Source organism: Nonomuraea candida (assembly GCF_000725485.1).
Lineage (GTDB): Bacteria > Actinomycetota > Actinomycetes > Streptosporangiales > Streptosporangiaceae > Nonomuraea > Nonomuraea candida.
On sequence record NZ_JOAG01000017.1, the window covers coordinates 102,318 to 125,437 of the forward strand.

General features: G+C 72.9%; 23 protein-coding genes. 15 read left to right on the forward strand and 8 right to left on the reverse strand.

Features of this window, described 5'->3' with window-relative positions; genetic code table 11:
• Positions 1 to 24 precede the first annotated feature (24 nt).
• The gene (locus IO39_RS18020) at positions 25 to 756 is read left to right on the forward strand and encodes a Clp protease N-terminal domain-containing protein (protein WP_043624046.1); all 732 of its coding nucleotides are present in this window, start codon (positions 25 to 27) and stop codon (positions 754 to 756) included.
• A gap of 80 nt (positions 757 to 836) precedes the next feature.
• Here IO39_RS18020 and IO39_RS18025 read toward each other — a convergent pair whose 3' ends face one another.
• The 3 genes from IO39_RS18025 to IO39_RS50735 all read right to left on the reverse strand — a co-directional run bounded on the left by IO39_RS18025 (position 837) and on the right by IO39_RS50735 (position 3,993).
• Complete coding sequence (locus IO39_RS18025) at positions 837 to 1,445, reverse strand: hypothetical protein (protein WP_043624049.1); 609 nt, start codon at positions 1,443 to 1,445, stop codon at positions 837 to 839.
• 90 nt (positions 1,446 to 1,535) lie between these two features.
• Entirely contained in the window at positions 1,536 to 2,219 is a 684-nt protein-coding gene (locus IO39_RS50730) for a restriction endonuclease (RefSeq protein ID WP_052423038.1), read from the reverse strand.
• Between the two features lie 142 nt (positions 2,220 to 2,361).
• The gene (locus tag IO39_RS50735) at positions 2,362 to 3,993 is read right to left on the reverse strand and encodes a plasmid pRiA4b ORF-3 family protein (protein ID WP_169789079.1); all 1,632 of its coding nucleotides are present in this window, start codon (positions 3,991 to 3,993) and stop codon (positions 2,362 to 2,364) included.
• 277 nt (positions 3,994 to 4,270) lie between these two features.
• Here IO39_RS50735 and ligA point away from each other — a divergent pair, with 277 nt between their 5' ends.
• Entirely contained in the window at positions 4,271 to 6,403 is a 2,133-nt protein-coding gene (gene ligA, locus IO39_RS18040; RefSeq protein WP_043624052.1) for an NAD-dependent DNA ligase LigA, read from the forward strand.
• A 48-nt stretch (positions 6,404 to 6,451) separates the two neighbouring features.
• Here ligA and IO39_RS18045 read toward each other — a convergent pair whose 3' ends face one another.
• The 4 genes from IO39_RS18045 to IO39_RS18060 all read right to left on the reverse strand — a co-directional run bounded on the left by IO39_RS18045 (position 6,452) and on the right by IO39_RS18060 (position 9,480).
• Positions 6,452 to 7,426: a helix-turn-helix transcriptional regulator gene (locus IO39_RS18045; RefSeq protein WP_063765302.1), complete on the reverse strand. Its 975-nt coding sequence runs from the start codon at positions 7,424 to 7,426 to the stop codon at positions 6,452 to 6,454.
• A 379-nt stretch (positions 7,427 to 7,805) separates the two neighbouring features.
• Positions 7,806 to 8,291: a hypothetical protein gene (locus IO39_RS18050; protein WP_043624055.1), complete on the reverse strand. Its 486-nt coding sequence runs from the start codon at positions 8,289 to 8,291 to the stop codon at positions 7,806 to 7,808.
• 188 nt (positions 8,292 to 8,479) lie between these two features.
• Positions 8,480 to 8,950 (reverse strand): PPOX class F420-dependent oxidoreductase, encoded by a 471-nt coding sequence (locus IO39_RS18055; RefSeq protein WP_043624059.1) that lies wholly within the window; start codon positions 8,948 to 8,950, stop codon positions 8,480 to 8,482.
• A gap of 92 nt (positions 8,951 to 9,042) precedes the next feature.
• Entirely contained in the window at positions 9,043 to 9,480 is a 438-nt protein-coding gene (locus IO39_RS18060) for an anthrone oxygenase family protein (protein ID WP_043624062.1), read from the reverse strand.
• Positions 9,481 to 9,635: 155 nt separating this feature from the next.
• Between IO39_RS18060 and IO39_RS18065 the strand changes: the two genes are divergently transcribed.
• The 6 genes from IO39_RS18065 (at position 9,636) to IO39_RS18090 (ending at position 17,288) form a co-directional block, all read left to right on the forward strand.
• Complete coding sequence (locus IO39_RS18065) at positions 9,636 to 11,054, forward strand: cytochrome P450 (RefSeq protein WP_043624066.1); 1,419 nt, start codon at positions 9,636 to 9,638, stop codon at positions 11,052 to 11,054.
• A gap of 143 nt (positions 11,055 to 11,197) precedes the next feature.
• The gene (locus tag IO39_RS18070; RefSeq protein ID WP_043624069.1) at positions 11,198 to 11,662 is read left to right on the forward strand and encodes a hypothetical protein; all 465 of its coding nucleotides are present in this window, start codon (positions 11,198 to 11,200) and stop codon (positions 11,660 to 11,662) included.
• A 440-nt stretch (positions 11,663 to 12,102) separates the two neighbouring features.
• On the forward strand, positions 12,103 to 12,492 hold the full coding sequence (locus tag IO39_RS56765; protein WP_245642039.1) for a phospholipase: 390 nt from the start codon (positions 12,103 to 12,105) through the stop codon (positions 12,490 to 12,492).
• Between the two features lie 93 nt (positions 12,493 to 12,585).
• Positions 12,586 to 13,074, forward strand: a complete 489-nt coding sequence (locus IO39_RS18080; protein ID WP_043624072.1) for a MarR family winged helix-turn-helix transcriptional regulator — start codon at positions 12,586 to 12,588, stop codon at positions 13,072 to 13,074.
• 71 nt (positions 13,075 to 13,145) lie between these two features.
• A complete protein-coding gene (locus tag IO39_RS18085; protein ID WP_245642040.1) occupies positions 13,146 to 14,678 on the forward strand; it encodes an MFS transporter in 1,533 nt (510 codons plus the stop codon).
• 36 nt (positions 14,679 to 14,714) lie between these two features.
• Positions 14,715 to 17,288: a polysaccharide lyase family 8 super-sandwich domain-containing protein gene (locus IO39_RS18090; protein WP_084773040.1), complete on the forward strand. Its 2,574-nt coding sequence runs from the start codon at positions 14,715 to 14,717 to the stop codon at positions 17,286 to 17,288.
• 48 nt (positions 17,289 to 17,336) lie between these two features.
• On the opposite strand, the gene IO39_RS18095 is transcribed toward IO39_RS18090, so the two are convergent.
• Positions 17,337 to 17,870 (reverse strand): DUF4396 domain-containing protein, encoded by a 534-nt coding sequence (locus tag IO39_RS18095; protein WP_043624078.1) that lies wholly within the window; start codon positions 17,868 to 17,870, stop codon positions 17,337 to 17,339.
• Between the two features lie 143 nt (positions 17,871 to 18,013).
• Between IO39_RS18095 and IO39_RS18100 the strand changes: the two genes are divergently transcribed.
• The 7 genes from IO39_RS18100 to IO39_RS18130 all read left to right on the forward strand — a co-directional run bounded on the left by IO39_RS18100 (position 18,014) and on the right by IO39_RS18130 (position 23,108).
• Positions 18,014 to 18,403: an ArsR/SmtB family transcription factor gene (locus IO39_RS18100; RefSeq protein ID WP_342671424.1), complete on the forward strand. Its 390-nt coding sequence runs from the start codon at positions 18,014 to 18,016 to the stop codon at positions 18,401 to 18,403.
• Entirely contained in the window at positions 18,403 to 19,302 is a 900-nt protein-coding gene (locus IO39_RS18105) for a cation diffusion facilitator family transporter (RefSeq protein WP_043624084.1), read from the forward strand. The genes IO39_RS18100 and IO39_RS18105 overlap by 1 nt, the downstream gene beginning before the upstream one ends.
• A 142-nt stretch (positions 19,303 to 19,444) precedes the next feature.
• Entirely contained in the window at positions 19,445 to 19,876 is a 432-nt protein-coding gene (locus tag IO39_RS18110; RefSeq protein ID WP_043624187.1) for a VOC family protein, read from the forward strand.
• Complete coding sequence (locus tag IO39_RS18115) at positions 19,873 to 20,193, forward strand: YdeI/OmpD-associated family protein (RefSeq protein ID WP_043624190.1); 321 nt, start codon at positions 19,873 to 19,875, stop codon at positions 20,191 to 20,193. The genes IO39_RS18110 and IO39_RS18115 overlap by 4 nt, the downstream gene beginning before the upstream one ends.
• Before the next feature lie 80 nt (positions 20,194 to 20,273).
• A complete protein-coding gene (locus IO39_RS18120; protein ID WP_245642041.1) occupies positions 20,274 to 21,188 on the forward strand; it encodes a S1C family serine protease in 915 nt (304 codons plus the stop codon).
• Positions 21,189 to 21,224: 36 nt separating this feature from the next.
• Positions 21,225 to 22,214 carry an AAA family ATPase gene (locus IO39_RS18125; protein ID WP_043624087.1) on the forward strand — a complete coding sequence of 330 codons (990 nt, stop codon included), beginning with the start codon at positions 21,225 to 21,227 and terminating at the stop codon, positions 22,212 to 22,214.
• A gap of 9 nt (positions 22,215 to 22,223) precedes the next feature.
• Positions 22,224 to 23,108, forward strand: a complete 885-nt coding sequence (locus IO39_RS18130; RefSeq protein WP_043624089.1) for a DUF58 domain-containing protein — start codon at positions 22,224 to 22,226, stop codon at positions 23,106 to 23,108.
• The last annotated feature ends 12 nt before the right edge of the window (positions 23,109 to 23,120 follow it).

Here is a 23,120-nt window from a genome sequence, read left to right on the forward strand (position 1 = left end):
AGCGTTGACAGGCATAATGGTACGGTGCCCGAGCTACCCGACCTCACCGAGCTGCTGTCGATCGTCGACGAACGCAGCGCGGACGCCGACGCCCTGACCCGCCTGACCGTCGCCGAAGGCGTGCTGGCCGACCTGCGGGGCGTCGGTGACAGGCTGCTCGGCTACCTCGTCGAGCTGGCCAGGGCGGAGGGCTGCTCCTGGTCCGACATCGGCGACCACCTCGGCATCAGCCGCCAGGCCGCCCAGCAGCGCTACGGCCGCCGCTGGTCCAGCCTCACCGTCGCCGACCTGGCCAAGTCGGGCGCGTTCGAGCGCTACACCGGCCGCGCCAAGGAGGCCCTCGAACGGGCCGAGGCGCACGCCCGCCGCCTGGAACGCCCCGCCATCGAGGCCGGTCACGTGCTGCTCGGCATCCTCGACGACCCCGACACGCTGGCCGTCCGCGCGATCGCCGCCCAGGGAGCCGACCCGGCCGCCCTCCGCTCCGACCTGGAGCAGCGCCTGCCCACGGGGCCCGGGGCCCTGACCGCGGTCCCGGTGGGCCCGGAGACCCGGCGCGTCCTGTCGGCCACGCTGCTGGAGACGGCCGAGCTCAGGCACAACTACATCGGCACCGAGCACATGCTGCTCGGGTTGCTGCACGACAAGTCGGGCACCGTCGGCAAACTGCTGCGCGAGCACGGCATCGTCCTCGACCCGACCCGCCAGGCCATCCGCGCGGCCCTGGAGGCGTTCCTGCGCTCCAGAGAGGGCTGATCACCGCCGATTCGCAGGCGTTCATGGGCGTCGGCGGGCGGAGGCGGGCGGAGGCGGGCGGAGGCGGGGGTCGTCAGGGGTCAGGAGTCGTCAGGGGCGCGGTGGACGATCTGGACCGGGTGGAGGTCGAAAGCGCGGTCGGTCAGCTCCAGCCCTGCCGAGACGTAGAGCGCCGCCCGCAACCACCGCTCATCCCGCCCCAGCCCTCCACCTCGCAGCCCGGCCCGTTTCCGCCGGGAACCCTCCTCCTGGCGCGAAGCCTCCTCGCGGTGGGGATTCTCCGTGCGGTGGGGATTCTCCGTGCGGTGGGGAGACTCCTCCCGGCGCGAACCCTTCTCCTGGCTTGAACTCTCCTCCCGGCCGGAGTTTCCGGTGTCGCCGTCGTGGTCGCGGTCGCCGTCGCGGTTGTCGTCGCCATTGCCTACTGGGCGGTCATTGGCGTTGTGTGGGCTGTCGGCGTGGGGGCGCGTGGGCAGGATGTGCCAGAACATCCAGCCGTGCAGCAATCCCCCCAGGATCAGCATCGCGAGAAGGTCCGTCTCGGCCTCACCCCGCTGCTCGACGAACCTGCCGTAGACGAGCATCACGGAGAGTCTGGCGTCACCGCTCACGACAGCGACGACACCGGCCACGACGACCGCCACCACGAAGGCGGCGACGGCGATCCGGACAAGGCGATAGGGGCGCAAGAGTGGTTCCCGGGGGGTGAAGGAACGGAGGGCGGAGCACGAAAACGCCCCACCTTAACGGGACCGGCACCCAGCGTGGCCGCGACCGGGTCAGCTCGCCGGCTCCTCGCCCTCCACTAACGGGGCCTGCTTCGGAAGCAGGATGTTGCGGCCGAGCAGCCAGTCGGCCAGGCGGTCGCGCTCGACCAGCACCAGGTTCTGGCGGGCGTTGAGCGCTTCGGTGCGGGCCTGGCGGGTGAGCCGGCCGGAGGTGACGAGCACGCCGGTGTGCCCGTCGAAGGCGTTGGCCAGGGCGCCGAGGAAGTTGCGGACCTCGGGCGCGCCGACCGTGTTGGTGTATCGCTTGCACTGGATGGCGTAGGGGGTGCCGCCGGGGGCGACGGCCGTGATGTCGACGCCGCCGTCGCCGGCGCGGCCCCGTTCGCGGACGCGGCGGAACCCCTCGGCGATCATCCGCTCCGCGATCAGGTGCTCGAACTGCGGCCCGGTCATGAGGTCGACTTTCGCCAATTCCGCATTGGCCGCGAGGAACTGCATGCGCCGGGCCTGGATGGCCCGATATCTCAGGAAAAGCCCGCCGAGGAACGCCGCGATCGCGAGCAGGGCGATGGCCATCGCCAATGTGGGATTTTCCGCCACGAATTCGGCCACGAGAACGACCACGATGATGGCGAGCCCGAGGCCGAGCGCCCACAGCGCCTCCTTGCCGCTGCCGCCTGACCTCCGCCGTCGCCGTCTCCTGCCGTTGCCGCCGCCTCTGGATCGCCTCGCCATCGTTCCTCCCCGCTGAAAGCCCGGTGTCGAGGTCAGTATGAACGGCGGGACCGACAAAAACAGGGGGCGCAGGGTTATGTGGAGAGGATGGTGAAGTGAGGTGATTTGGGAGGCGTTCCGGATGTGATGGGTTTCGTGGGGTTTATCCGAAGCAGTCGCGGGCCTTTGTCTCGACATATCGTGAGGAGCGTTCTTCATTGGGGCCGCGCGTCGTCCAGCCGTGAGCGGCGAGGAGCCGACGCAGCCCGTACGCCCCCAGCGGGGTCACCCGGAAGGCGTCGCCGGCGTACACGGCCTCGATGGACGACCGCGGCGCCGTCTCGAGGAACCCCGCGGGACAGGAGCCCTGCCCGAGAGAGGTGGCCAGCTCCTCCACCAGCCGGTCCAGCTCGCCGGCGTCCGCGGCCCGGCCGGCGGTGTCGTTCGCCGGCTCGATCACCCCGCTCAGGACCCAGTCGCCCATCACCAGGCGGACGTTGTGCAGCAGGTCGCCCTCCAGCCCGTACAGTCCCGTGGTGTCGCCGCCGGCCATGGCGATGGCCGGCGCGGGGAGCAGCACGGGGAAGGGGCGCTCGCCCAGCCCTTCCAGGATCTGCGCGGTGAACGGGTACACCGCCTCCAACGGGATCTGCGGGGCGTAATAGGAGCGCTCCTCGCGGGCGATCCTGACGCGGGAGCGCAGCAGCCCGGCCAGCAGGCGGGCCCACGTCTCGACGACCTCGCCCGCCCGTCCGGCCATCTCCCCGCCGCAGGCCGCCTCACGGCCGTCCGCCTCACCGGCAGAGGTGGCGATGGCCTTGGCGCCGCGGGTCGCGATCAGGCGGGCCTCGACGGCCGCGTTCCACAGGCCGTGCAGCGCGGGCAGGTCCTTGGCGCTGCGCAGCCGCGCCGACCTGCCCTTCTCCCGCCGCGCGGCCTCCTCCGCCCGCAGCCGCAGCACCCACTCGGGCGGCGCGGACGCCCCCGAGGGGAAACGCGGCTCCGGCGCCAGGACGTCGTACAGCCCGAGGTCGGCCACGGCGCGTACCGCGTCGGCCGGGCGCAGCACCTTGCCGGGCGTCAGCGCCCGCCCGGAGCCCACCCATCCGGCCAGCCCGCGCGCCCGCCGCACCAGCAGCGACGCCTCGGCCTGCCTGGCGAGGCGCGCGAGCTCGGCCGGCGCGGGGGCCGGCTCCGCGTCGTCCTCCCGCACGGCGAAGGCCGGGAACAGCGCCGTGAACACCGGATCGACCTCGCCGCCCGGGCCCGGCAGGTCGCGCCCGGGCAGCGCGCCGTTCTCACGGAACAGCTTGTCGAGCGCGAGACGCTCGCACTCGTCGAAGGGGCCCGGGACATGGACGCCGGGGTCCTCCCCGGGCGCGCGCCCGCGACCGGCGGCGCAGGCCGGATAGTACGCCTCGGCCTCCGCCTCGCGGACGTCCTCCACCTCGACGCGGTGCCGCCACTCCTCGCCCAGGTCGTAGACGTAGTCGAAGACGGCGCCGGGCCGGGGCACGACCTGGCGCAGCCGTACGTCGTCCTCGCGCACGAGAGGCGGCCCGAACCCGCGCAGCGGCCCGTCCATGAGCGGTTCGGGCACGTACTCGACGGAGTCGAGGCGGAACTTGTGCAGGTGCTCGTCCTCCCACCCGAAGGCGTCCTGCAAGACGTAGTGCAGCGCCCCGAACGTCATCTCGGACGGCACCAGCAGCCGCCGCCACACCGTGGGGCGGACGTCCCGCAGGGTGACCTTCAACTGGTGCACCTGCGGCGGGGCAGCGGAGCGACGAGCCATCGGACGCACTCCATCGGTGGGGGGACCGGACCGGGAAAGCCTAGTCTCACGGCGGGAGCGGATTCCCGGGGAAACGCCGAGCCAGACCCACACGGCAGGCCCGGTGCGGCGGTGTGAAGGCGTGCGGGTGCGCGGCGTACGGGAGTGCGGTGCAGGTGCAGGTTCGGTACGGGTGGCAGTGGGGTGCGGGTGGGGATTCCGTGTGCGTGGGAGTGTGGGGCGTGCGGGGCCGGTTCTGGGGTTCGGAACTGTCGGTGACGGACGGCATTGTTGTGCCATGACCGAGACGCCCCCGTTCACCGTCCTCGCCGACGACGCGGCCTACGCCGAGGCCGTGCAGCTCGCCGTCGACTCGGCCGCCGCCTACTACGCCGACGGCACCTCCACCCTTGATGACGACGCCTACGACCGGCTGGTGCGGGGCATCGAGGCGTACGAGCGGGCCCATCCCGAAGCGGTGCTGCCGTCCTCGCCGACGGGCAAGGTGGCCGGCGGCGCCGTGGTGGGCGACGTGCCGCACACGGTGCCCATGCTGAGCCTCGACAACGTGTTCGGCCCCGACCAGCTCGCCGACTGGGTGACCGGGCTGGAGCGCCGGCTGGGCCGTCCCGTGACGGCGTGGAGCGTGGAGCCCAAGCTCGACGGCCTGGCCATCTCGGCCCGCTACCGGCACGGGCGGCTCGCACAGCTCGTCACGCGCGGCGACGGGGCCGCGGGCGAGGACGTCTCGCACGCCATCGGCACCATCGTCGGCCTGCCCGACCGGCTGGCCGAGCCGGTCACGGTGGAGCTGCGCGGCGAGGTCATGATGACCGCCACCCAGTTCGAGGAGGCCTGCGCCAAACGGCAGGCCCACGACGGCACCACGTTCGCCAACCCGCGCAGCGCGGCGGCGGGCACGCTGCGCGCCCAGGACCGGCCCTACACCTGCGAGCTGACCTTCTTCGCCTACGGGGCGTTGCCGTCGCCCGGCGACGACTCCGAGCTGGCCGTGCGCCTGCGGGAGCTGCCGCACAGCCGCGTCATGGAGTGGGTGGCCGGGCAGGGCGTGCAGACCACCGCCTCGACGGCGGTCGCCGGCATCGTCGCCGAGACGCTGGAGCGGGTGAGCGAGCGCGTCGCCGAGATCGCCGCGGCGCGGGCGGGGCTGCCGTTCGGCATCGACGGCATCGTGATCAGATGTGACTCGGCCGCCGACCAGGCCGAGGCGGGGTTCAGCTCGCGGGCGCCGCGCTGGGCGGTGGCCTACAAGCTGCCCGCCACCGAGAAGATCACCAAGCTGCTGGCCGTGGAGTGGAACACCGGCCGCACCGGCATCATCGCGCCGCGCGCCGTGCTGGAGCCGGTCAAGCTGGACGGCAGCGTCGTCACCTACGCCACGCTGCACAACCCCGCCGACATCGCCCGGCGCGGCCTGATGCTGGGCGACAGCGTGACCGTCTACAAGGCGGGCGACGTCATCCCGCGGGTCGAGGCGCCGGTCGTGCACCTGCGCACGGGCGAGGAGCGGCCCATCGAGATCCCGCAGGTCTGCCCGTCCTGCGGCGACGCCATCGACACCTCGCAGGAGCGGTGGCGGTGCGTGCGCGGGCGCCAGTGCCGGGCGATCGCCTCCATCGTCTACGCCGTGGGCCGTGACCAGCTCGACGTCGAGGGCCTGGCCGAGAACCGCATCAAGCAAATGCTCGACCTCGGTCTCATCGCCGACTTCGCCGACCTGTTCTTCCTCACCCGCGAGCAGCTCCTCGGCCTGGAGCGCATGGGTGAGACCAGCACCGACAATCTGCTGGCCGCCCTGGAGCGGGCCAAGGGCCGGCCGCTCAGCCGGGTGTTCTGCGCACTCGGCGTGCGCGGCACCGGGCGGTCCATGAGCCGCCGCATCGCCCGGCACTTCGGCAGCATGCAGGCCATCCTCGCGGCCGACGCCGAGGCGATCCAGGCGGTCGAGGGCATCGGCCCGGAGAAGGCCCCGGTGGTGGTCGCGGAGCTGATCGAGCTCGCCCCTCTCATCGACAAGCTCATCAAGGCCGGCGTCACCATGACGGAGCCGGGCTGGACCCCGCCCGCGGAGCCCGGCGAGCCCGGCGGGCCTGGTGAGGCCGGCGAGGTCGCCGAGCCCGGCGCCCAGGAGGCCGCCGGCGCGGTCACGCTGCCGCTGGCCGGGATGTCCGTCGTGGTGACCGGCGCGATGAGCGGGCCGCTGGAGGCGCTGACCCGCAACGAGGTGAACGAGCTGATCGAGCGCGCGGGCGGCAAGGCGTCCTCCAGCGTCTCGGCCAGGACGTCGCTGCTGGTGGCCGGGGAGAAGGCCGGGTCCAAGCGGGCCAAGGCCGAGAGCCTGGGCGTGCGGATCGTCGATCCGGAGGAGTTCGCCGTCCAGGTCAGCGCCTTCCTGACCCCCTCCCCTTGAGGTCTTTCGAGCGTCCCGCCCTGCCCGGCGGCGGCGAGCGTCACACTCTCATCCGGCCGGGCGGCCGCGTCGCGATCGCCACCTGCGCACCGGAGGAACCGGCGGCCTGCCTGGCCAGGGTGTGGCGCCGGGGCGGCCGCTGGTGAGGGAGATGGGGTGGCTGGGGCGCAGTGAGCGTTTCGCGGCCCAGGCGTCCAGGCGGCGCAGGGCGGCGTGGTCGGAGCCGCCGGGCGGGGCCGTGATGAGGACGATGGCCTGCTCGTGGTCGTCGACGCTGGTCAGCACCTGCCAGTCGACGCTGAGAGGGCCGGTGACGGGATGCCGGACGGTGCTGTGGCCGAACGGGTTCAGCGTCACCAGGTGCTGGCTCCACCAGGTGCGGAAGTCGTCGTCACACCCGCACAGCTCGCTGACGAGCTCCTGCAGCCGGGGCTGGTCGGGGAAGGCGCCCGCGGCCATGCGCAGGCTGGAGACGGCTTCGCGGGCGCGGGCCGGCCAGTCCGTCTGCAGGGCCCGTACGTGCTCGTCGAGGAAGACCATGCGCACGTAGTTGCGGTGCGCGGGCGGCACGGCGGCCAGGTCGCCGAGCAGTGCGGCGCCGAGCCGGTTCCAGGCCAGGATGTCGAGGTAGCGGCCGAGCACCAGGGCGGGCGTGTCGGCGACGTTGGCCAGCAGCCGCACCGTCTGCGGGCTGACCTGCTGCTCGGTCTCGCCGGGCACCTCGCTCGTCTCGGGGTAGGCGAGCCGGAACAGATGTTGCTGCTGTTCGGGGGTGAGCAGGAGGGCGCGGCCGATGGCGTTCAGCACGGCGCGGGAGGCGGTGCGGACGCGGCCCTGCTCCAGGCGCGTGTAGTAGTCGGTGCTGATTCCGGCGAGCTGGGCCACCTCCTCCCGGCGCAGGCCGGTCACCCGGCGGGGGTAGGCGGGCTCGGGCAGGCCGTGCTCGGCCGCGGTGACCGCGGCGCGCCGGGCGGCCAGGAAGTCGGCCAGTGGTCCGCGTGACGAGGCGAGCGGGCTGTCCATGTCGGCCAATCATGGCACTGATCAGGCCATACTTCCGGGGAATGGGCTTCCCGGGAAGACCAGGGCCTTCCTGCCGGGCGCGTCATCCTCAAGGGTTGAGGAGAGGGGAGCCGCCCCTGCGGACACTGGAGGGGGGCTGCGGGGCCGGCTCTCCTCCCCGCGCGCCGGGGCGGCTTTCCCGGCTGTCTCCACCTGGTTCCGGCGGTCGGCCGGTCGCCAGGCTCAAGGGTAGACCTCCGGGCGGGCTCCCGGGGGCGGGACGGAGCCGCCGGGTGTGTCGCCGGGTGTTCCATGGGTCGTGCGGGCCCGGGTGGGTGCGAGGCCGGTGTGGCCGGAACCGCCGTCGGGTGGCGGTTCCGGCCGGTGGAGGTGGAGCTCGTCAGAGCTCGATCTTCGTGTTCACCAGCGGCGGGTTGACCCGGATGGCCGAGATCTTGATCATCTTCAGCTGGGTGGTGTGGAACTGGCTGCTGTTGAAGCAGGTCAGGCTCACCATGGAGGGTGCGCTGAAGGAGTTGACCAGGTTCAGCGTGATCGCCTGGCCGCCCACGCCGTCGAGCGTGGCGTGGCTGACGTCGAAGCCCGTGCCGGCCTGGAGCCGGCAGTCCACCCAGTGGGTCTCGGTGGTGTTGTTGTACGGCGACACCTTGGCCATGAACAGGTAGCTGCCCGCGGGCACGTGCAGGTCGAACCTGCGCGACCCGAGCCCGGTCATCGTGTAGTCGTTCAGGTAGGTGCTGAAGACCTCCGGAACGGGAGCCGCGCTCGCGGCCGCCGGGCCCGACGACACGCCGGTCAGCGCGCCCAGGCCGGCGATCGCGAGCAGAGCGGCGGCGATCCGGCGCTTGATGGTGATGGTGGACAACTGTCCATCCCCCTTCTGATCGGTTGCGTACGACGTCCGTGGCCCCAGCAGTACGGTGAGGCCGCGCGGGCGCCGGGACCGCGCAGAAGTGCGCACAGGGGATGTGCTCCTGGTGCTGGCGGCGCGGCGGAAACCAGGTCACGCGCGCGCGGGAAGGGAGCGCCGCCCGAGGCGGGGTGGTCGTGGGGTCAGTCGTTCTGGGCCAGGCGGGCCGGGAAGCCGCCGGTCGCGATGGGGCCCCAGCGGTCGATGTGGAGGCGGATCAGCGACTTGTCCTGGCGGCGCATGGCCTCGCGGTATTCGTCCCAGTCCGGGTGCTCGCCGGCGATGCACCGGTAGTACTCGACCAGCGCCTCCAGGGCCTCCGGCATGTCCAGCACCTCGGCGTGCCCGTCCACCTGCACGTACGGGCCGTTCCAGTCGTCGGACAGCACGCAGATCGACACGCGGTCGTCGCGGCGGGCGTTGACCGCCTTGGCGCGGTCGGGATAGGTGGACACCACGATCCGGCCGCCCTCGTCGACGCCGCACGAGACGGGGGAGAGCTGGGGACGGCCGTCCGCGCGGGTGGTGGACAGCAGGCCGTGGTGCCGGGGACGCAGGAAGTCGAGCAGTTCGGGCAGGTCGACGCGGCGCGCGGTCGCGATGTTCGGAGCCAACTCTGTGTGCCTTTCGCTATGCCTTCCAAGGCCGGACTGTGCCCTCCGATCCTTTCACCATCGCCGCCGCGCACGGCGTGAGCCGCCCGTGGTCACAGCCCGGTCAGCCCGATCCCGACCAGCACCAGCCCGGCCGCCGAGGCCACGGCGCGCAGCGTGTTGAAGGCGGTCCAGCGCCGCGAGTAGTCCTTCCACGCCATGGTGCCGGCGTCCAGCGCGTTGTTCATCGGTACGTTGATCGCCGCCGTGACCAGGAACGATCCGACGAAGCTCACACCGGCGGCGGCGAAGAACCACGGCGCGGCGGGGGCGTCCGCGAGGAAGCCGGTCACCAGGGCCGCGATCGGGGAGCCCAGGAACACGAGGTACAGCCACGGGTTGAGGATCTTCCGGTTGACGCTGCGCATCGCGGCCTCCGCACGGTCGGGCTCGATGGCGTTCAGCCCCGGCATGACGGACATGGAGAAGGTGTAGAAGAGGCCCGTGAGGGCGCCGTGCAGCACGAGAGTGATGAGGGCGAGTGCGAACATGACTCCATGGTGACGCCTTCCGGATGAGACGGGCCATGGCCGTCCCGCTCAATGCCATACGCATACGTCTACGCCCGCCCCGCCCGGGCCGAAGAGCCGGGCTGGTCGAAGAGGCCGGGCTTGCCAAAGGGGCGTGATCGGGAGACCGTGACGACGTGCGCGACATCCCCGGACCTCCCGCCCAGCCGGACGGCGGCCTGAGCGCCATCGCGGCGGCGGGCGGCCTGCACACCTACCAGCTCGACCTGCACGAACGGTACGGCCCCCTGGTCCGCTTCCAGCTCCCCGGCGCCGAGACGGCGATCTCGGTGGCAGACCCCGTGCTCCTGGAGGCCACGGCCGGGATCGACAAGCGCCCGGACAAGCTGTTCGAGTTCCTGGCCCCGCTGTGCGAGGCGGGCAACCTGCAGACCCTCCCGGCCGACGAGCACGGCCCGTTCCGCCGCGCGCTGCTCTCGGTGCTGGCCGGCCGACCCTCGCACGAGGCCCACTTCGCCGGCTTCACCGCCCTGGCCACGGACCTGGCCGACCGCTGGGCGCGGCGCGCCGCCGAGGGGCCGGTGGCGTTGCAGCAGGACCTGAGCGAGCTGTCACTGCGGATGATCTGCCAGTACGCCCTCGGCGGCGGCATCGACGACCCGGCCCGCGTGGTGAGCGCGTTCGAGACCGTGCTGACCGTCTATCTCGGCCGCCTCTACGAGCGCGACGACGAGCTGACCCGGGCGGAAGAGGCCCTGGCATACCTGCGCGAGGTCGTGAACGGCGTCCTGGAGCGTAGCGGGGACGGGCACGGGGCCGGTGCGCCGGAGCGTGGCGGGGGCGGGCGCGAGGATGGCGTGCCGGAGCGTGGCGGGGACGGGCACGGGGATGGCGTCCTGGAGCGTGGTGGGGACGGCGGGCCGGAGGGCAGGGGGAGTGAGCTCGTGGCCGCGCTGGTGAAGGCGGGGATGAGTCCGGCCCGGATCCGGGACTCCGTTCTGATGATCATGCTCGCCGCCCACCACACCACCGGCGTGGCCGTCTCCTGGACCCTTCACCTCCTGTCCCGCCACCCGGCCCACGCCGCCCGCGTGACCGAGGAACTGGACGCCGTCCTGGACGGCCGTCCGGCTCCGGAGTACGCCGACCTCAGACGCCTGCCACAACTGGAGATGGCGCTCAAGGAGTCGATGCGCCTCTACCCGCCGGGCCCGTACGGCGCCAGAGAGACCACCGAAGCCCTCACCCTGGGCGATCACCACATCCCTGCGGGCACCACCATCTTCTACCCGTTCTGGGCCGTCCACCTGAACCCGGCGTACTGGCCGGACCCGCGCACCTTCGACCCCGGCCGCTTCACCCCGGAGGCGCAGGCCCGCCGCCCCCGCTTCGCCTACGTCCCCTTCGGCCTGGGCCCGCGCTCCTGCGAGGGCGCGAGCCTGGCCATGGTCGAGGCCGAGCTGGTGCTCGCCGTGCTGCTCGCGAGGTTCCGCTTCGAACCGGTCCCCGGCCATCCCGTGACCCCCGTGGAGCGCTTCGTCCTGTGGGCCGAGCACGACCTCCGCATGCACCTGACCGACCGCCGCCCCGCCTGAACCACCCAGGCGGCCGGGCGGGTGGCAAGGCGGTTGCAAGGCAGGGGACAAGACGGTTGAAAGTCGCGGCAGCCGGCCGGCAAGCCGCCTGAAATCGGCGCGTCGCACAGTGTGGCCATCCCACCAGGAAGGACGGTCTCCCGATGACGATCTCCCGTACTCTCGCCGGGTTAACCCTCGCCGCCACCGCCACGCTCGCCGCCACCGCCCTCTTCACCCCGGCCGCGCAGGCGAGCGCCGGATGGGGCCCGCACCACGCGCCCGGGCGCGGCGCCACGGCCGCCGGCACGCTGAGCGCCACCGGCGAGGACCACGCCGACCTGCCGACCGCCGACCTCGTGCGGATCAAGGGCAAGGTGTCCGACAACACCCGTGGCGGCTCCTGCGGCTACGCCGTCTTCCGCATCACCTACCGCTCGGGGAGCGAGCTGCCGTTCCGGCATCACACCGTGCGCGACTGCTCGTACCGTACGCCGAAGGAGTTCTCGTTCAAGTATCGCGACGTCTACCAGGTCGAGCTGAAGGTCTGCGCCGAGGGCAAGGCCGCCAAGCCCTCGCTCACCTGCCTGTACGCGGGCACCTGGAAGACCCTCTACCTGTCGAAGTAGCAGACCCGCGAGCGGGCCGGCCGGGGAGGCGACCCCGGACCGGCCCGCTCGTCGTGTGCGCGCGGGCCACCCGGTCCGGGAGGTACGGCCGCGGGTAAAGGCTCGGTGAGGAGTGCCCAGGGACGGCCCGGAGGTCCTCGCCCGTGGCGGGGGGCCGGGTGAGGATGGCCGGGACAGGCACCCGGTTCCGGCACGACAAGCAGGTCCCCATGGTTGGACGGTCTCTCCTCGCCTCGGCCATCGTCTTGAGCATCGCCCTGGCGACCCCGGCTCCCGCCTCCGCGGCTTCGCACGCGACCTCGGTTCCTGCCTCCACGGCTTTGCATGCCACCCGGGTTCCCGCCTCCGCCTCCGCCGCCGCACACGCGGCTCCGGCTCCGGCTCCGTACGCGACCCCGGTTCCCGCCGCCCCGCAGGCGGCGCCGGCTCCGGTGCGCGCGGTGACGCTGGAGCAGAAGCTCGCCGCACTGTTCGCGCTCACGCAGCCCACCGCCCTCAGCGCCGCCGCCTGGCGGACGGCCTGGGCCGGTCGCGACACGTGGACCGCCTACGCCTTCGACTGGTCCAGCGACCTGTGTTCGAGCAGCCCCGATCGGCCGCTCGGCTTCGACTTCCGGATGGCGTGCAGGCGGCACGACTTCGGCTACCGCAACTACAAGGCGGCCGGCCGGTTCCCGGACAACAGGGAGCACGTCGACCGGGCGTTCCTCTTCGACCTGCGGCAGGTGTGCGGCGGGTACACGGCGCCGCGCAAGACCGCCTGCGACCGCCTCGCCTGGTCGTACTACCAGGCGGTACGCCGCCTCGGCGGCCTGACGAGAGCGGCCTGACGAGAGCGGCCTGACGAGAGCCGCCCGAGGAGATCCCGGAAAACGATTCGGTCGTAGATTATCCGCAGCGAAACCGATGGGTAGTCTGGGGACATGACCGCCATGGCTCCCACCCGTACCGAAACGGACCTGTCCTTCCTGCTCGACCACACCAGCCACGTGCTGCGTTCCCGCATGTCGGCCGCGCTCGCGGAGATCGGGCTCACCGCGCGCATGCACTGCGTGCTCGTGCACGCTCTGGAGGAGGAGCGCACCCAGATCCAGCTCGCCGAGCTGGGCGACATGGACAAGACCACGATGGTGGTGACCGTGGACGCCCTGGAGAAGGCCGGGTACGCCGAGCGCCGCCCGTCGAGCACGGACCGCCGGGCCCGCATCATCGCGGTCACCGACGCCGGCGCCGAGGTGGCCAGGCGCAGCCAGGAGATCGTGGACGGCGTGCACCGCGACGCGCTCGGCGCGCTGCCCGACGACGAGCGCGAGGTGCTCGTCCGCGCGCTGAACCGGCTGGTCACAGGACATCTCGCGGCGCCGGTCGAGAGCCCGCAGCCGGTGCGCAGGGCGCGCGAGCGGAAAAAGTAGATCCGAAAGATATCGTCTATAACGGAACTATCTGCTACGGTCTCTCCTGTCGACTTCGAACGGGAGAGACTGTGTCGTACATAAGTGATCGTTCGCGCTGGACCGCGCTCGGCGTGCTGTCCGCCACCGGTCTGATGACCATCCTCGACGGCAGCATCGTCACCGTCGCGCTGCCCGCCATCCAGCGCGACCTGGGCTTCTCGCCCGCCGGCCTGAGCTGGATGATGAACGCCTACCTGATCGCCTTCGGCGGTCTGCTGCTCCTGTCGGGACGGCTGGGCGACCTGATCGGCCGCCGGGCGATGTTCCTGGCCGGGAACGTGGTCTTCACCGCCGCCTCCTTGCTGGCCGGCGCGGCCACCGGGCCGGGGATGCTGATCACCGCCCGGTTCCTCCAGGGCGTGGGCAGCGCGATGGCCTCGGCCGTCGTCCTGGGCATCCTGGTGACGTTGTTCTCCGACACCCGCGAACGGGTCAAGGCCATCGCGATCTTCAGCTCCACCGGAGCCGCCGGGGCCTCCCTCGGCCAGGTGCTGGGCGGGGTGCTCACCGACGCGTTCAGCTGGCCGTGGATCTTCCTCATCAACGTGCCCATCGGCGTGGTGACGGTGGCGCTGGCCCTGCGCGTCCTGCCCGCCGACCGCGGGGCGGGCCTGGCGGCGGGGGCCGACGTCATCGGGGCCGTGCTGGTCACCTCCGGGCTGATGCTCGGCATCTACACCGTGGTCAAGGTGGAGGAACACGGCTGGCTCGCCGCCCACACCCTCGGCCTCGGCGCGGTGTCGCTGGCCCTGCTCGCCGCGTTCGTCGCCCGGCAGGCCACGGCCAAGGCGCCGCTCATGCCGCTGCGCATCCTGCGCTCCCGCAACGTCGTCGGGGCCAACCTGGCCCAGATGCTGGCGCTGTCCGGCATGTTCGCCTTCCAGGTGCTGGTCGCGATCTACATGCAGCAGGTGCTCGGCTACGGCGCCCTGGACACCGGGCTGGCCATGCTGCCGGCCGCCGTCGGCATCGGCACGCTCTCGCTGTTCGCCTCCGCCCGGCTCAGCGCCCGCTTCGGCCCCAAGGTCGTGCTGCTCGGCGGGCTGGTGATGCTCACGGCCGCCATGCTCCTGCTCACGCGCATCCCGTCGGACGCCGGGTACGTCACGCACCTGCTCCCCGTGATGCTGCTCATCTGGGGCGGCGGCCTGGTGCTGCCGGCGCTGGCCACGCTGGGCATGTCGGGGGCCAAGGAGAGCGACGCGGGCCTGGCCTCCGGGCTGTTCAACACCACGCAGCAGGTGGGCATGGCGGTCGGGGTGGCGGTGCTGACCACGATGGCGGCCGGGCGTACCGAGGAACTGCTGGGCGCGGGCGTGGCCCGGGCCGAGGCCCTGACCGGCGGCTACCGGCTCGCGTTCGGCATCGCGGCGGGGCTGCTCTTCGCGGCCTTCATCGTCGGCCTCGTCATCCCGCGCCGCCCCGCCGCCCAGCCGCCCGCGCAGGCGCCCGCGGAGAACCCCGTGGAGACCCCCGAGCAGCCGCCCGCACAGATGTCCGCGGAGAAGCCGGCGCAGACGCCCGCGCGGGCTTCGGCCGAGGCCACCGGCTCCGCCTCCTGATCGTCACGCGGAACCCTGGGCCGGTCGAAGAAGATCATGTATGGTGAGCGCGGCATATCCTCCAACGGCCTGGAGCCCGCCGTGCCGCACATGTCCCGCCGCCAGGTTCTCTCCCTGCTCCCCGCCGCCGGCCTGGTCACCCTGGCCGCCCCCGTACGCGCCGCCGCGGCCGCCGCGGCGGCGGGGATCGATCATCCACGGCTGCTCGCCAACACCGTGGCCATCCTCGCCGGAACCCCCGAGGTCAACGTCCGCCCCGAGGTCGCGGGCAAGCTCGCGGCGATCGCCGGCACCGCCGCGCAGCGCCTGACGGCCATGGACGGCGCCGGCGACGGGGAGCTGTTCGCCGGCCTGAAGCTCGGCACGGACGACGCGAACCTCCGCCTGGCCTACCAGTACCTGTACGAGATCGCCCTGGCCACCCGCACCCCCGGCGGCCGCATGGAGAACGACCTCGCCGCGCGCCGCCGGGTCGCCGACGGGCTGCGGTGGCTGCACGAGCGCCACTTCGGCGACCAGGCGGCCGGCTACTACGGCAACTGGCACAACTGGGAGATCGGCATCCCCACCCACGTCAGCAGGACGCTGGCGCTGCTGGCCGACCAGGCGCCCGCCGACCTCACCCGGACCTACATCGCCTCGATGGACGCCTACCTGCGCAACGGCAAGGACGGTGACGTCGATCTCGACTCCCGCTTCCACACCGGCGCCAACCTGGCCGACATCACCGCCAACCGCATCCTCCAGGGCGCGCTCACCGGCGACGACGCCCGCGTCGCGAAGGCCATCGCCGACCAGGCCACGGTGTTCGCCACGATCGACCCGTACGACCTGCGCCACGGCGTCACCGACGGCTACTACCGCGACGGCTCCTTCATCCAGCACCACTCGGTGGCCTACACCGGCTCCTACGGCCGCATCCTGCTGACCCGCGTCGTGCAGACGCTCAAGACGCTGGAGGGCGCGACCGGCGCGGCGGCCGGCGAGCTGCCCGGCACCGTCTACCGCTGGCTCACCGACGGCTTCGCCCCGCTGATCTTCGAGGGGTGGATGATGGAGATCGTCAAGGGGCGGGCGGTCGCGCGCACGGCCACCGGCTACACCGACGTCGGGGTGATCGTGGAGGCCATCGCCGACCTGGCCGACCACGTGGACGACGCCGCCGCGCTCGCGCTGCGCAAATATCTCAGGTTCCTGCCCGCCGCCGACCCGGCCGCCTTCGTCTCCCCGGTCAGCATCGCCCGCTACGCCGCCATCCGCGCCGACGCGTCCGTCCCGGCCGCCGACCTGAACCCGCCCGCGCGCACCGTGGCCTACAACGCGATGGACCGCAACGTGCACCGCCGGCCCGGCTACGCCTTCGCCCTGGCGCGCAGCTCGGAGCGGATCAGCAAGTACGAGTACATGAACGGCGAGAACCTCATGCCGTGGTTCCAGGGCGACGGCGCCTACTACCTCTACCTGACGGGCGAGGACCAGCGCGAGGTGTTCGGCGTCGACTACTACACGGCCGTCTCGCCGTACCGGCTGGCCGGGGTCACCGCGCCGGTGGAGGAGCGGCGCACGGTGCCCGACCTGTACGGGCGGTTCTGGTACGAGAACCCCGGCCACCCGCTGGGCTTCACCTCCTCCTCGCAGTCGCAGAACACCTACGTGTACTTCCCGCGCGCGGGCAACGCCTTCTCCGGCGGCGCGACGCTCGGCGCGTACGGCGTGGCGGGCATGGTGCAGTCGGACGACGTGGCGTACACCGCCAAGCAGCAGGGCGTCCTGCCCGACGACTTCGTGGCCTACCGCAACGCGCGCGCGACCAAGTCGTGGTTCATGCTCGACGACGAGATCGTGGTGCTGGCCGCGGGCGTCTCGGGCGCGGGCGGCCGGGCCGCGGTGACCACGGTGGACAGCCGCATCGCCGCCCCCGGCGACGCCGTCACGCTCACGGGGGAGCGCTGGCAGGGCGGCGCCTGGCGGGCGGGCGACACCACGCCGCCGCGCTGGTTGCGGTACGCCAACGGCACCCGCCGTACCTCCATCGGGTACGCCTTCCTCACCCGCCAGCCCGTCGCGGCCGGGACGGAGACGGTCACCCGCAGCCGCCGGGTCGTGCGGGCCGCCAACCCCGACACCGCGATCACCAAGAACGTCTTCACCGCCGCGGTCACCCACCCCGCCGGCGAGGTGCACGCCCTGGCCTACGCGCTGGTCCCGAACGCCACCGAGGCCGCCCTGCGCCGCTACGCCCGCGGCCCGCTGGCGGTCCTGGCCAACACCCCGCACGTCCAGGCCATCGCGCACCGGGACCTCGGGATCGTCGCCGCCAACGCCTTCTCCGAGGGCCCGCACCGCGTCGAGGGCCCGCATCCGGTCGAGGGGCTGGTCGTGGACGGCCCCGCCTCGGTCGTCGTCCGGGTCTCCGGCGGCCGCACGGTCGTCGCCCTGTCCGACCCGACGATGGGGCGCGAGCGCGTCGGCGTCGTCCTGCGCGGCCGACGGCTGCGGCTCGACCAGGCCGACGAGGGCGTCACGGTGCGCCGCGTGCCCGGCGGCACCCTCGTCGAGGCCACCACCCACCACGCCTACGGCCGCACCTTCACCGCCACCCTCCGCTGAGCCCTCCGGCCGCGCCCCTCGGTGCCGGGCCCGTCAGTGCCGGGCCCGTCAGTGGTGGTAGGCGTGGACGACGGCGTGGCCCTTGCCCTTGCCGATGATCCACTTGTTGATCGGGGTGGTCACGAGGAAGGCCACCAGCAGGGCGAAGGCCAGCGCCCCCCAGAACAGCCCGGAGGCCAGCCCGGCGTCCATCGCGCCGGGCACCGCCAGCATCACCCCGTTGTCCACGATCTCCATCACGATGATCGAGACCGTGTCGGCCGCCAGCGCCAGCTTGATCGCGTTCTTCCAGGTCACGCCCGCCCGGCGCAGCGGCAGGAGCGTGAGCAGGTAGCCGAAGAAGAACGCCAGCACCACGGCCAGGGCGATGGACGGCACGGTGTGCCAGCCCAGCGCGGTGGCGATCACCAGCCCGAGCACCTCGCCGATGGCGCAGCCGGTGAGGCAGTGCAGCGTCGCGGAGGCCGCCATCCGCCAGGTCGCCTTGCCGGGGCCCGCGCCGGCGTGCCCGTGGTGGCCGCCGTGCCCGTGGCCCGCCTCCTCGTGCCCGCCGTGATCGTGGTGGTGGTGGTGCTCGGTCATGGGAACTCTTTCGTCGTACGTCCTCTTCGTCCCGACAGGTTTACCCCCTACGGGTATAGAGCCGCAAGGGGCGGTCCGCTCTTGACGGGCCGGCCAGGGTGCCGACTATCGTTGTACATATGAGCAAGTCTTCAGATGAAGGAGTGCTGGCCTTGGACGGCTGTACCGCCCGGGTGGTCGACGCCGACCGCGTCGCCACCGTCCGCGAGCGCATGCCGCCCGCCGACGACCTGACCGACACCGCCGACGTCTTCGGCCTGCTGTCGGATCCCAACCGGCTGCGCCTGCTGGTGGCGCTGCTGGAGGGCGAGCTGTGCGTGTGCGACCTGGCCGCGGTGACCGGGCAGAGCGAGTCGGCCGTCTCCCACGCCCTGCGGCTGCTGCGCGCGCACCGCATCGTGGCCGCCCGCCGCTCCGGCCGGATGGCCTTCTACCGGCTGGAGGACCCGCACGTGCGGATGCTGCTCGACCTGGCGCTGGCCCACACCGAGCACACCGAGGCCCTGCACCCCGAGCGCGAGGGGAGCACCTGATGGGCGCGGGGCACGGACACGGGCACGCCACCGCCCGGCACCGCTGGCGGCTGGCGGTCTCCTTCGCCCTGATCGGCGCCTTCTTCGTGGTCGAGCTGGTCTTCGGCCTGGTGTCGGGCTCGCTGGCGCTGCTGTCGGACGCCGGTCACATGGCCGCCGACGTGGTCACCCTCGGCGCGGCGCTGATCGCCACCAGGATCGCCACCCGCCCCGACACCACCGGCCGCCGCAGCTACGGCTCCTACCGGGCCGAGGTGTTCGCGTCGCTGCTGGCGGTCGTGCTCATGCTGGGCGTCGCGCTGTACGTGGTGATCGAGGCCATCGGCCGCATCGGCGGGCCCGCCGAGGTCTCCACCGGGCCGATGCTGATCGTCGGCGCGATCGGCCTGGCCGTCAACCTGGTCGCGCTGCTCCTGCTGCGCGCGGGCGCGGGCGAGAGCCTCAACGTCAAGGGCGCCTACCTGGAGGTCGTGGCCGACACGGCCGGCTCCGTGGGCGTCATCGCGGCCGGCTGGCTGGTCGCCGCGACCGGGCAGCCGGTCTGGGACACCGTGATCGCCCTGGCCATCGGCGTCTTCGTCGCCGTGCGGGCGGTCTCGCTCGGCAGGCAGGTCTTCGCCGTGCTCGGCCAGCACGTGCCCGAGGGCGTCGATCCGGCCGCCGTCGCCGCCGACCTGGCCGCCATCGAGGGCGTGCGCGACGTGCACGACCTGCACCTGTGGACACTCACCTCGGGCATGAACGTGGCCACCGCCCACCTGGTCACCGCCGACCAGAGCGACAACCACGCCGTCCTCGACCAGGCCCGCGACCTGCTGCGCCGCCGCCACGGCGTGGCCCACGCGACGCTGCAGGTCGAGCCCGCCGACCACAACGGCTGCGACGAGCTCGGCTGGTGATCTCTCCCGGGGGCCGGCGCCGCTCGGAGTCCACCCGGAAAGGGGGCCGGCACCGCTCGGAATCCGCCCGGAAAAGTGCTCAGTTGATGAGCACTTTGGAGGCGCATGATGAGTGCACAACCCCGAGGAGAGGAACCGCCAGATGTTGCGAGGACTCACCACCACCGCCTTCTACTCGCCCGACTTCGACGCGACCCGGCGCTGGTACACCGAGCTGTTCGGCATCCCGCCCTACATGGACACCCCCGGCTACATGGAATGGCGCATCGGCGACTACCAGCACGAGTTCGGGGTCATCAACAGCGCGTACGCCGGCAGCGAGCTGGCCAGGACCCCGGCCCCCGACACGATCGGCGGGCCGGCGGGCGCCCTCGTCTACTGGCACGTGGACGACGTGCCCGCCGCCCTCGAACGGCTCGTGGCGATGGGCGCCAAGGAGCACGACTCGCCGCACGACCGGGGCGTCGGCTTCATCACCGCCTCCGTGATCGACCCCTGGGGCAACGTGCTCGGCGTCATGTACAACCCGCACTACCTGGAGATCCTCGCCTCGATCAAGGAGGGGCGGTCGTGAACGTCTTCACCGACGCCGCCGCCTGGCGCGACTGGCTGGCCGCGCACCACGCCTCGGAGCGCGAGGTGTGGGTGGTGCTGGCCAAGAAGGGCACGACGGAGCCGACCAGTCTCACGTACGAGCAGGCTCTGCAGGAGGCGTTGTGCTACGGCTGGATCGACGGCCTGACCCGGAGCCGGGACGCCGCGACGTACGTCCAGCGCTACACCCCGCGCCGCCCGCGCAGTTCCTGGTCCGCGCGCAACCTCGCCCGGGTGGCCCGCCTGCGCGAGGAGGGCCGCATGCGACCGCCCGGCCTGGCCGCGCTGAACGCCTGAGCGCGGGCCTCCGCCGACGGCCGCGCCGGCGCTTCCCCCATTCCTGGTCGTGGTTTTCATGGAGTTCTTAGACGGACTTTGTGGCACTTTTGACCGAAATTTATGACGATGGGGCGATGGAGCGCGTGCCGCAACAGGCCGACGCGGCCGGGGCGGCCGGGGCGGCCGCGGCTCAGGACGCCGTCGCCCCGGAGGCCGGGGCCCGGGCTGCCGCTGTCCCGGAGGCCGGGGCTCGGGGTGCCGTCGCGGGGAGGGCTCGGCGACGTCTCGTCGCCGGGGGCGGCGCCCTGGTCGTCGTGGCGGCGCTGGCGTACTGGCTGGGCAGCGGGAGCGGCGGCGGTGAGGTGGCCGCGGCCGGGCCGAGCGCGACGCCGACGCCGACGCCGACGCCCGGCGCGACGCTCACGGTGCCCGACCTGTACGAGAGGGTCGGCCCGTCGGTGGTGGTCATCCAGGCCGGGAAGTCGCTCGGCACCGGGGTGATCGCGGCCGACGACGGGACGATCCTGACCGCGTACCACGTCGTCAAGGGCGCGAAGGACGTCAGGCTGACGTTCGCCGACGGCACCAAGGCGAAGGCCGTCGTCGCGTCGTCGAACCCCAAGCGCGACGTCGCCACCCTCAAGCCCGCCGAGCTGCCGGAGCTCGTCGTCCCGGCCACGCTCGGCGGCGGCGTGGCCGTCGGCGCGCCCGTCGTGGCGATCGGCAACCCGCTGGGCCTGACCTACAGCGTCTCCACCGGCGTCGTGTCGGGGCTGAACCGCAGCGCCGAGGAGGGCGGCCTGAGCGGTCTCATCCAGTTCGACGCCTCGGTGAACCCGGGCAGCTCCGGCGGCCCCCTCCTGGACGGCCGCGGCCTCGTCGTCGGGATCGTCGTCTCGATCGCCGACCCGGGCGGGGACGAGGCGTTCGCCGGCATCGCGTTCGCGGTGCCGATCGGCGTGGCGCTGGGCGACGAGGGCGACGGCCCGCCGGGCGGCGGGCCGCTGATCTGACCCAGCCGATTGCGGAACCACCAGAAGGACGACCATATGACCTCGATCCAGTCCCCCGAGTCGGCACACCCGCTCGAACAGGTGTTGTTCGAGGTCAAACGGACGATCGTCGGGCAGGACGTGCTGCTGGAGCGGATGGCCGTGGCGCTGGTCGCCGACGGGCACCTGCTCGTCGAGGGCGTGCCCGGACTGGCCAAGACGCTGGCGGTGCGGTCGCTGGCCGCCGCGATCTCCGGGACTTTCCAGCGCGTGCAGTTCACCCCCGACCTGGTGCCCGCCGACCTCGTGGGCACCCGGGTCTACCACCAGCACTCCGGGGAGTTCAGGACCGAGCTCGGCCCGGTGTTCACGAACCTGCTGCTGGCCGACGAGATCAACCGCGCGCCCGCCAAGGTGCAGAGCGCCCTGCTGGAGGTGATGCAGGAGCACCAGGTGACGATCGGCCGCGAGACGTTCCGGGTGCCGGAGCCGTTCCTGGTCATGGCGACGGAGAACCCGATCGAGTCGGAGGGCACGTACCCGCTGCCGGAGGCGCAGGTGGACCGGTTCATGATGAAGGTGGTCGTCGACTATCCGACGCAGGCCGAGGAGCGGGCGATCGTGGACCGCGCGCTGCGCCCGCCGGAGCCGCCGCTGCCCATGGTGACGGCCGAGGAGCTGGTCGCGATGCGGGGCCGCGCCCGGCAGGTGTACGTCGACCCGTCGATCGTCGACTACGCCGTCCGGCTGGTCTCCGCGACGCGTTCCCCCGCCACGGCCGGCCTCGGCGAGCTGGAGCGGTACGTCACCTACGGGGCCAGCCCGCGCGCGTCCATCGCGCTCGTCACCGGGGCCCGGGCGCTGGCGTTCCTGCGCGGGCGCGACTACGTCCTGCCGCACGACCTGTCCGAGCTCGCGCTCGACGTGCTGCGCCACCGCCTCGTGCTGTCGTACGAGGCCCTCGCCGACGACGTGGACGCCGACACCGTCGTCACCAGGGTGCTCGGCGCGGTCCGCACGCCCGACGTCGTCCTGCGGAACCGCTGAGCCGCCGCCATGGCCACCGCCCCCGAGAGACTCCTGCTCCGCCTGGAGTGGAAGGTCGTGCGCCGGCTCGACGGCCGGCTCCAGGGCGCCCACCGCACCGCGTACCGGGGCTCCGGGATCGACTTCACCGGGCTGCGCGCGTACGGCGCGGGCGACGACGCGCGGCACATCGACTGGAACGTCACCGCGCGGCTGGACGAGCCGCACCTGCGGGTGTTCACCGAGGACCGGGAGCTGACCGCGTGGCTCGTGCTCGACCGGTCGGCCTCGATGGCGGCCGGGCGGCCGGGGCGCGGCAAGCACGACGTGCTGGCCGAGCTGGCGCTCGTCCTCGCCCGGCTGTTCGGGCGGGGCGGCAACCGCGTCGGCGCGCTGCTGTACGACACCGGGATGGTGCGCGTCGTGCCGCCGGGCACCTCACGGCGGCACGCGCTGCGGATCGCCGCCGAGCTGGAGCGCACCGCCGGGACGCGCGGCGGCGCCACCACCGACCTGGCCGAGATGCTGGACGCGGCCGGCCGCCTCGCCCGCCGCCGGGCGCTCATCGTCGTGCTGTCGGACTTCATCGGCGACGGCGACTGGGAACGCGCGCTCCAGCGGCTGGCCCGGCGGCACGAGGTGGTCGCCCTGCGGATCGTGGACGCCGCCGACGACGTGCTGCCCGAGGCCGGGCTGATCGTGGTCGAGGACGCCGAGACCGGCGAGCAGCTCGTCGTCGACTCCGCCGACCCGCTGCTGCGCGTACGCCTGCGCGAGGCCGTCGGCGCCCGCGACGCCCGGCTCGCGGCGGGCATGCGCCGGGCCGGGGTGCCCGTCCACCGGATCGACACCGATCGCGACCTGGCCGAGGCGCTGGTCGAGGTGGTCGCCAGAACCCGGGACCGCGCGCCGTGACCGGGCCCGCCC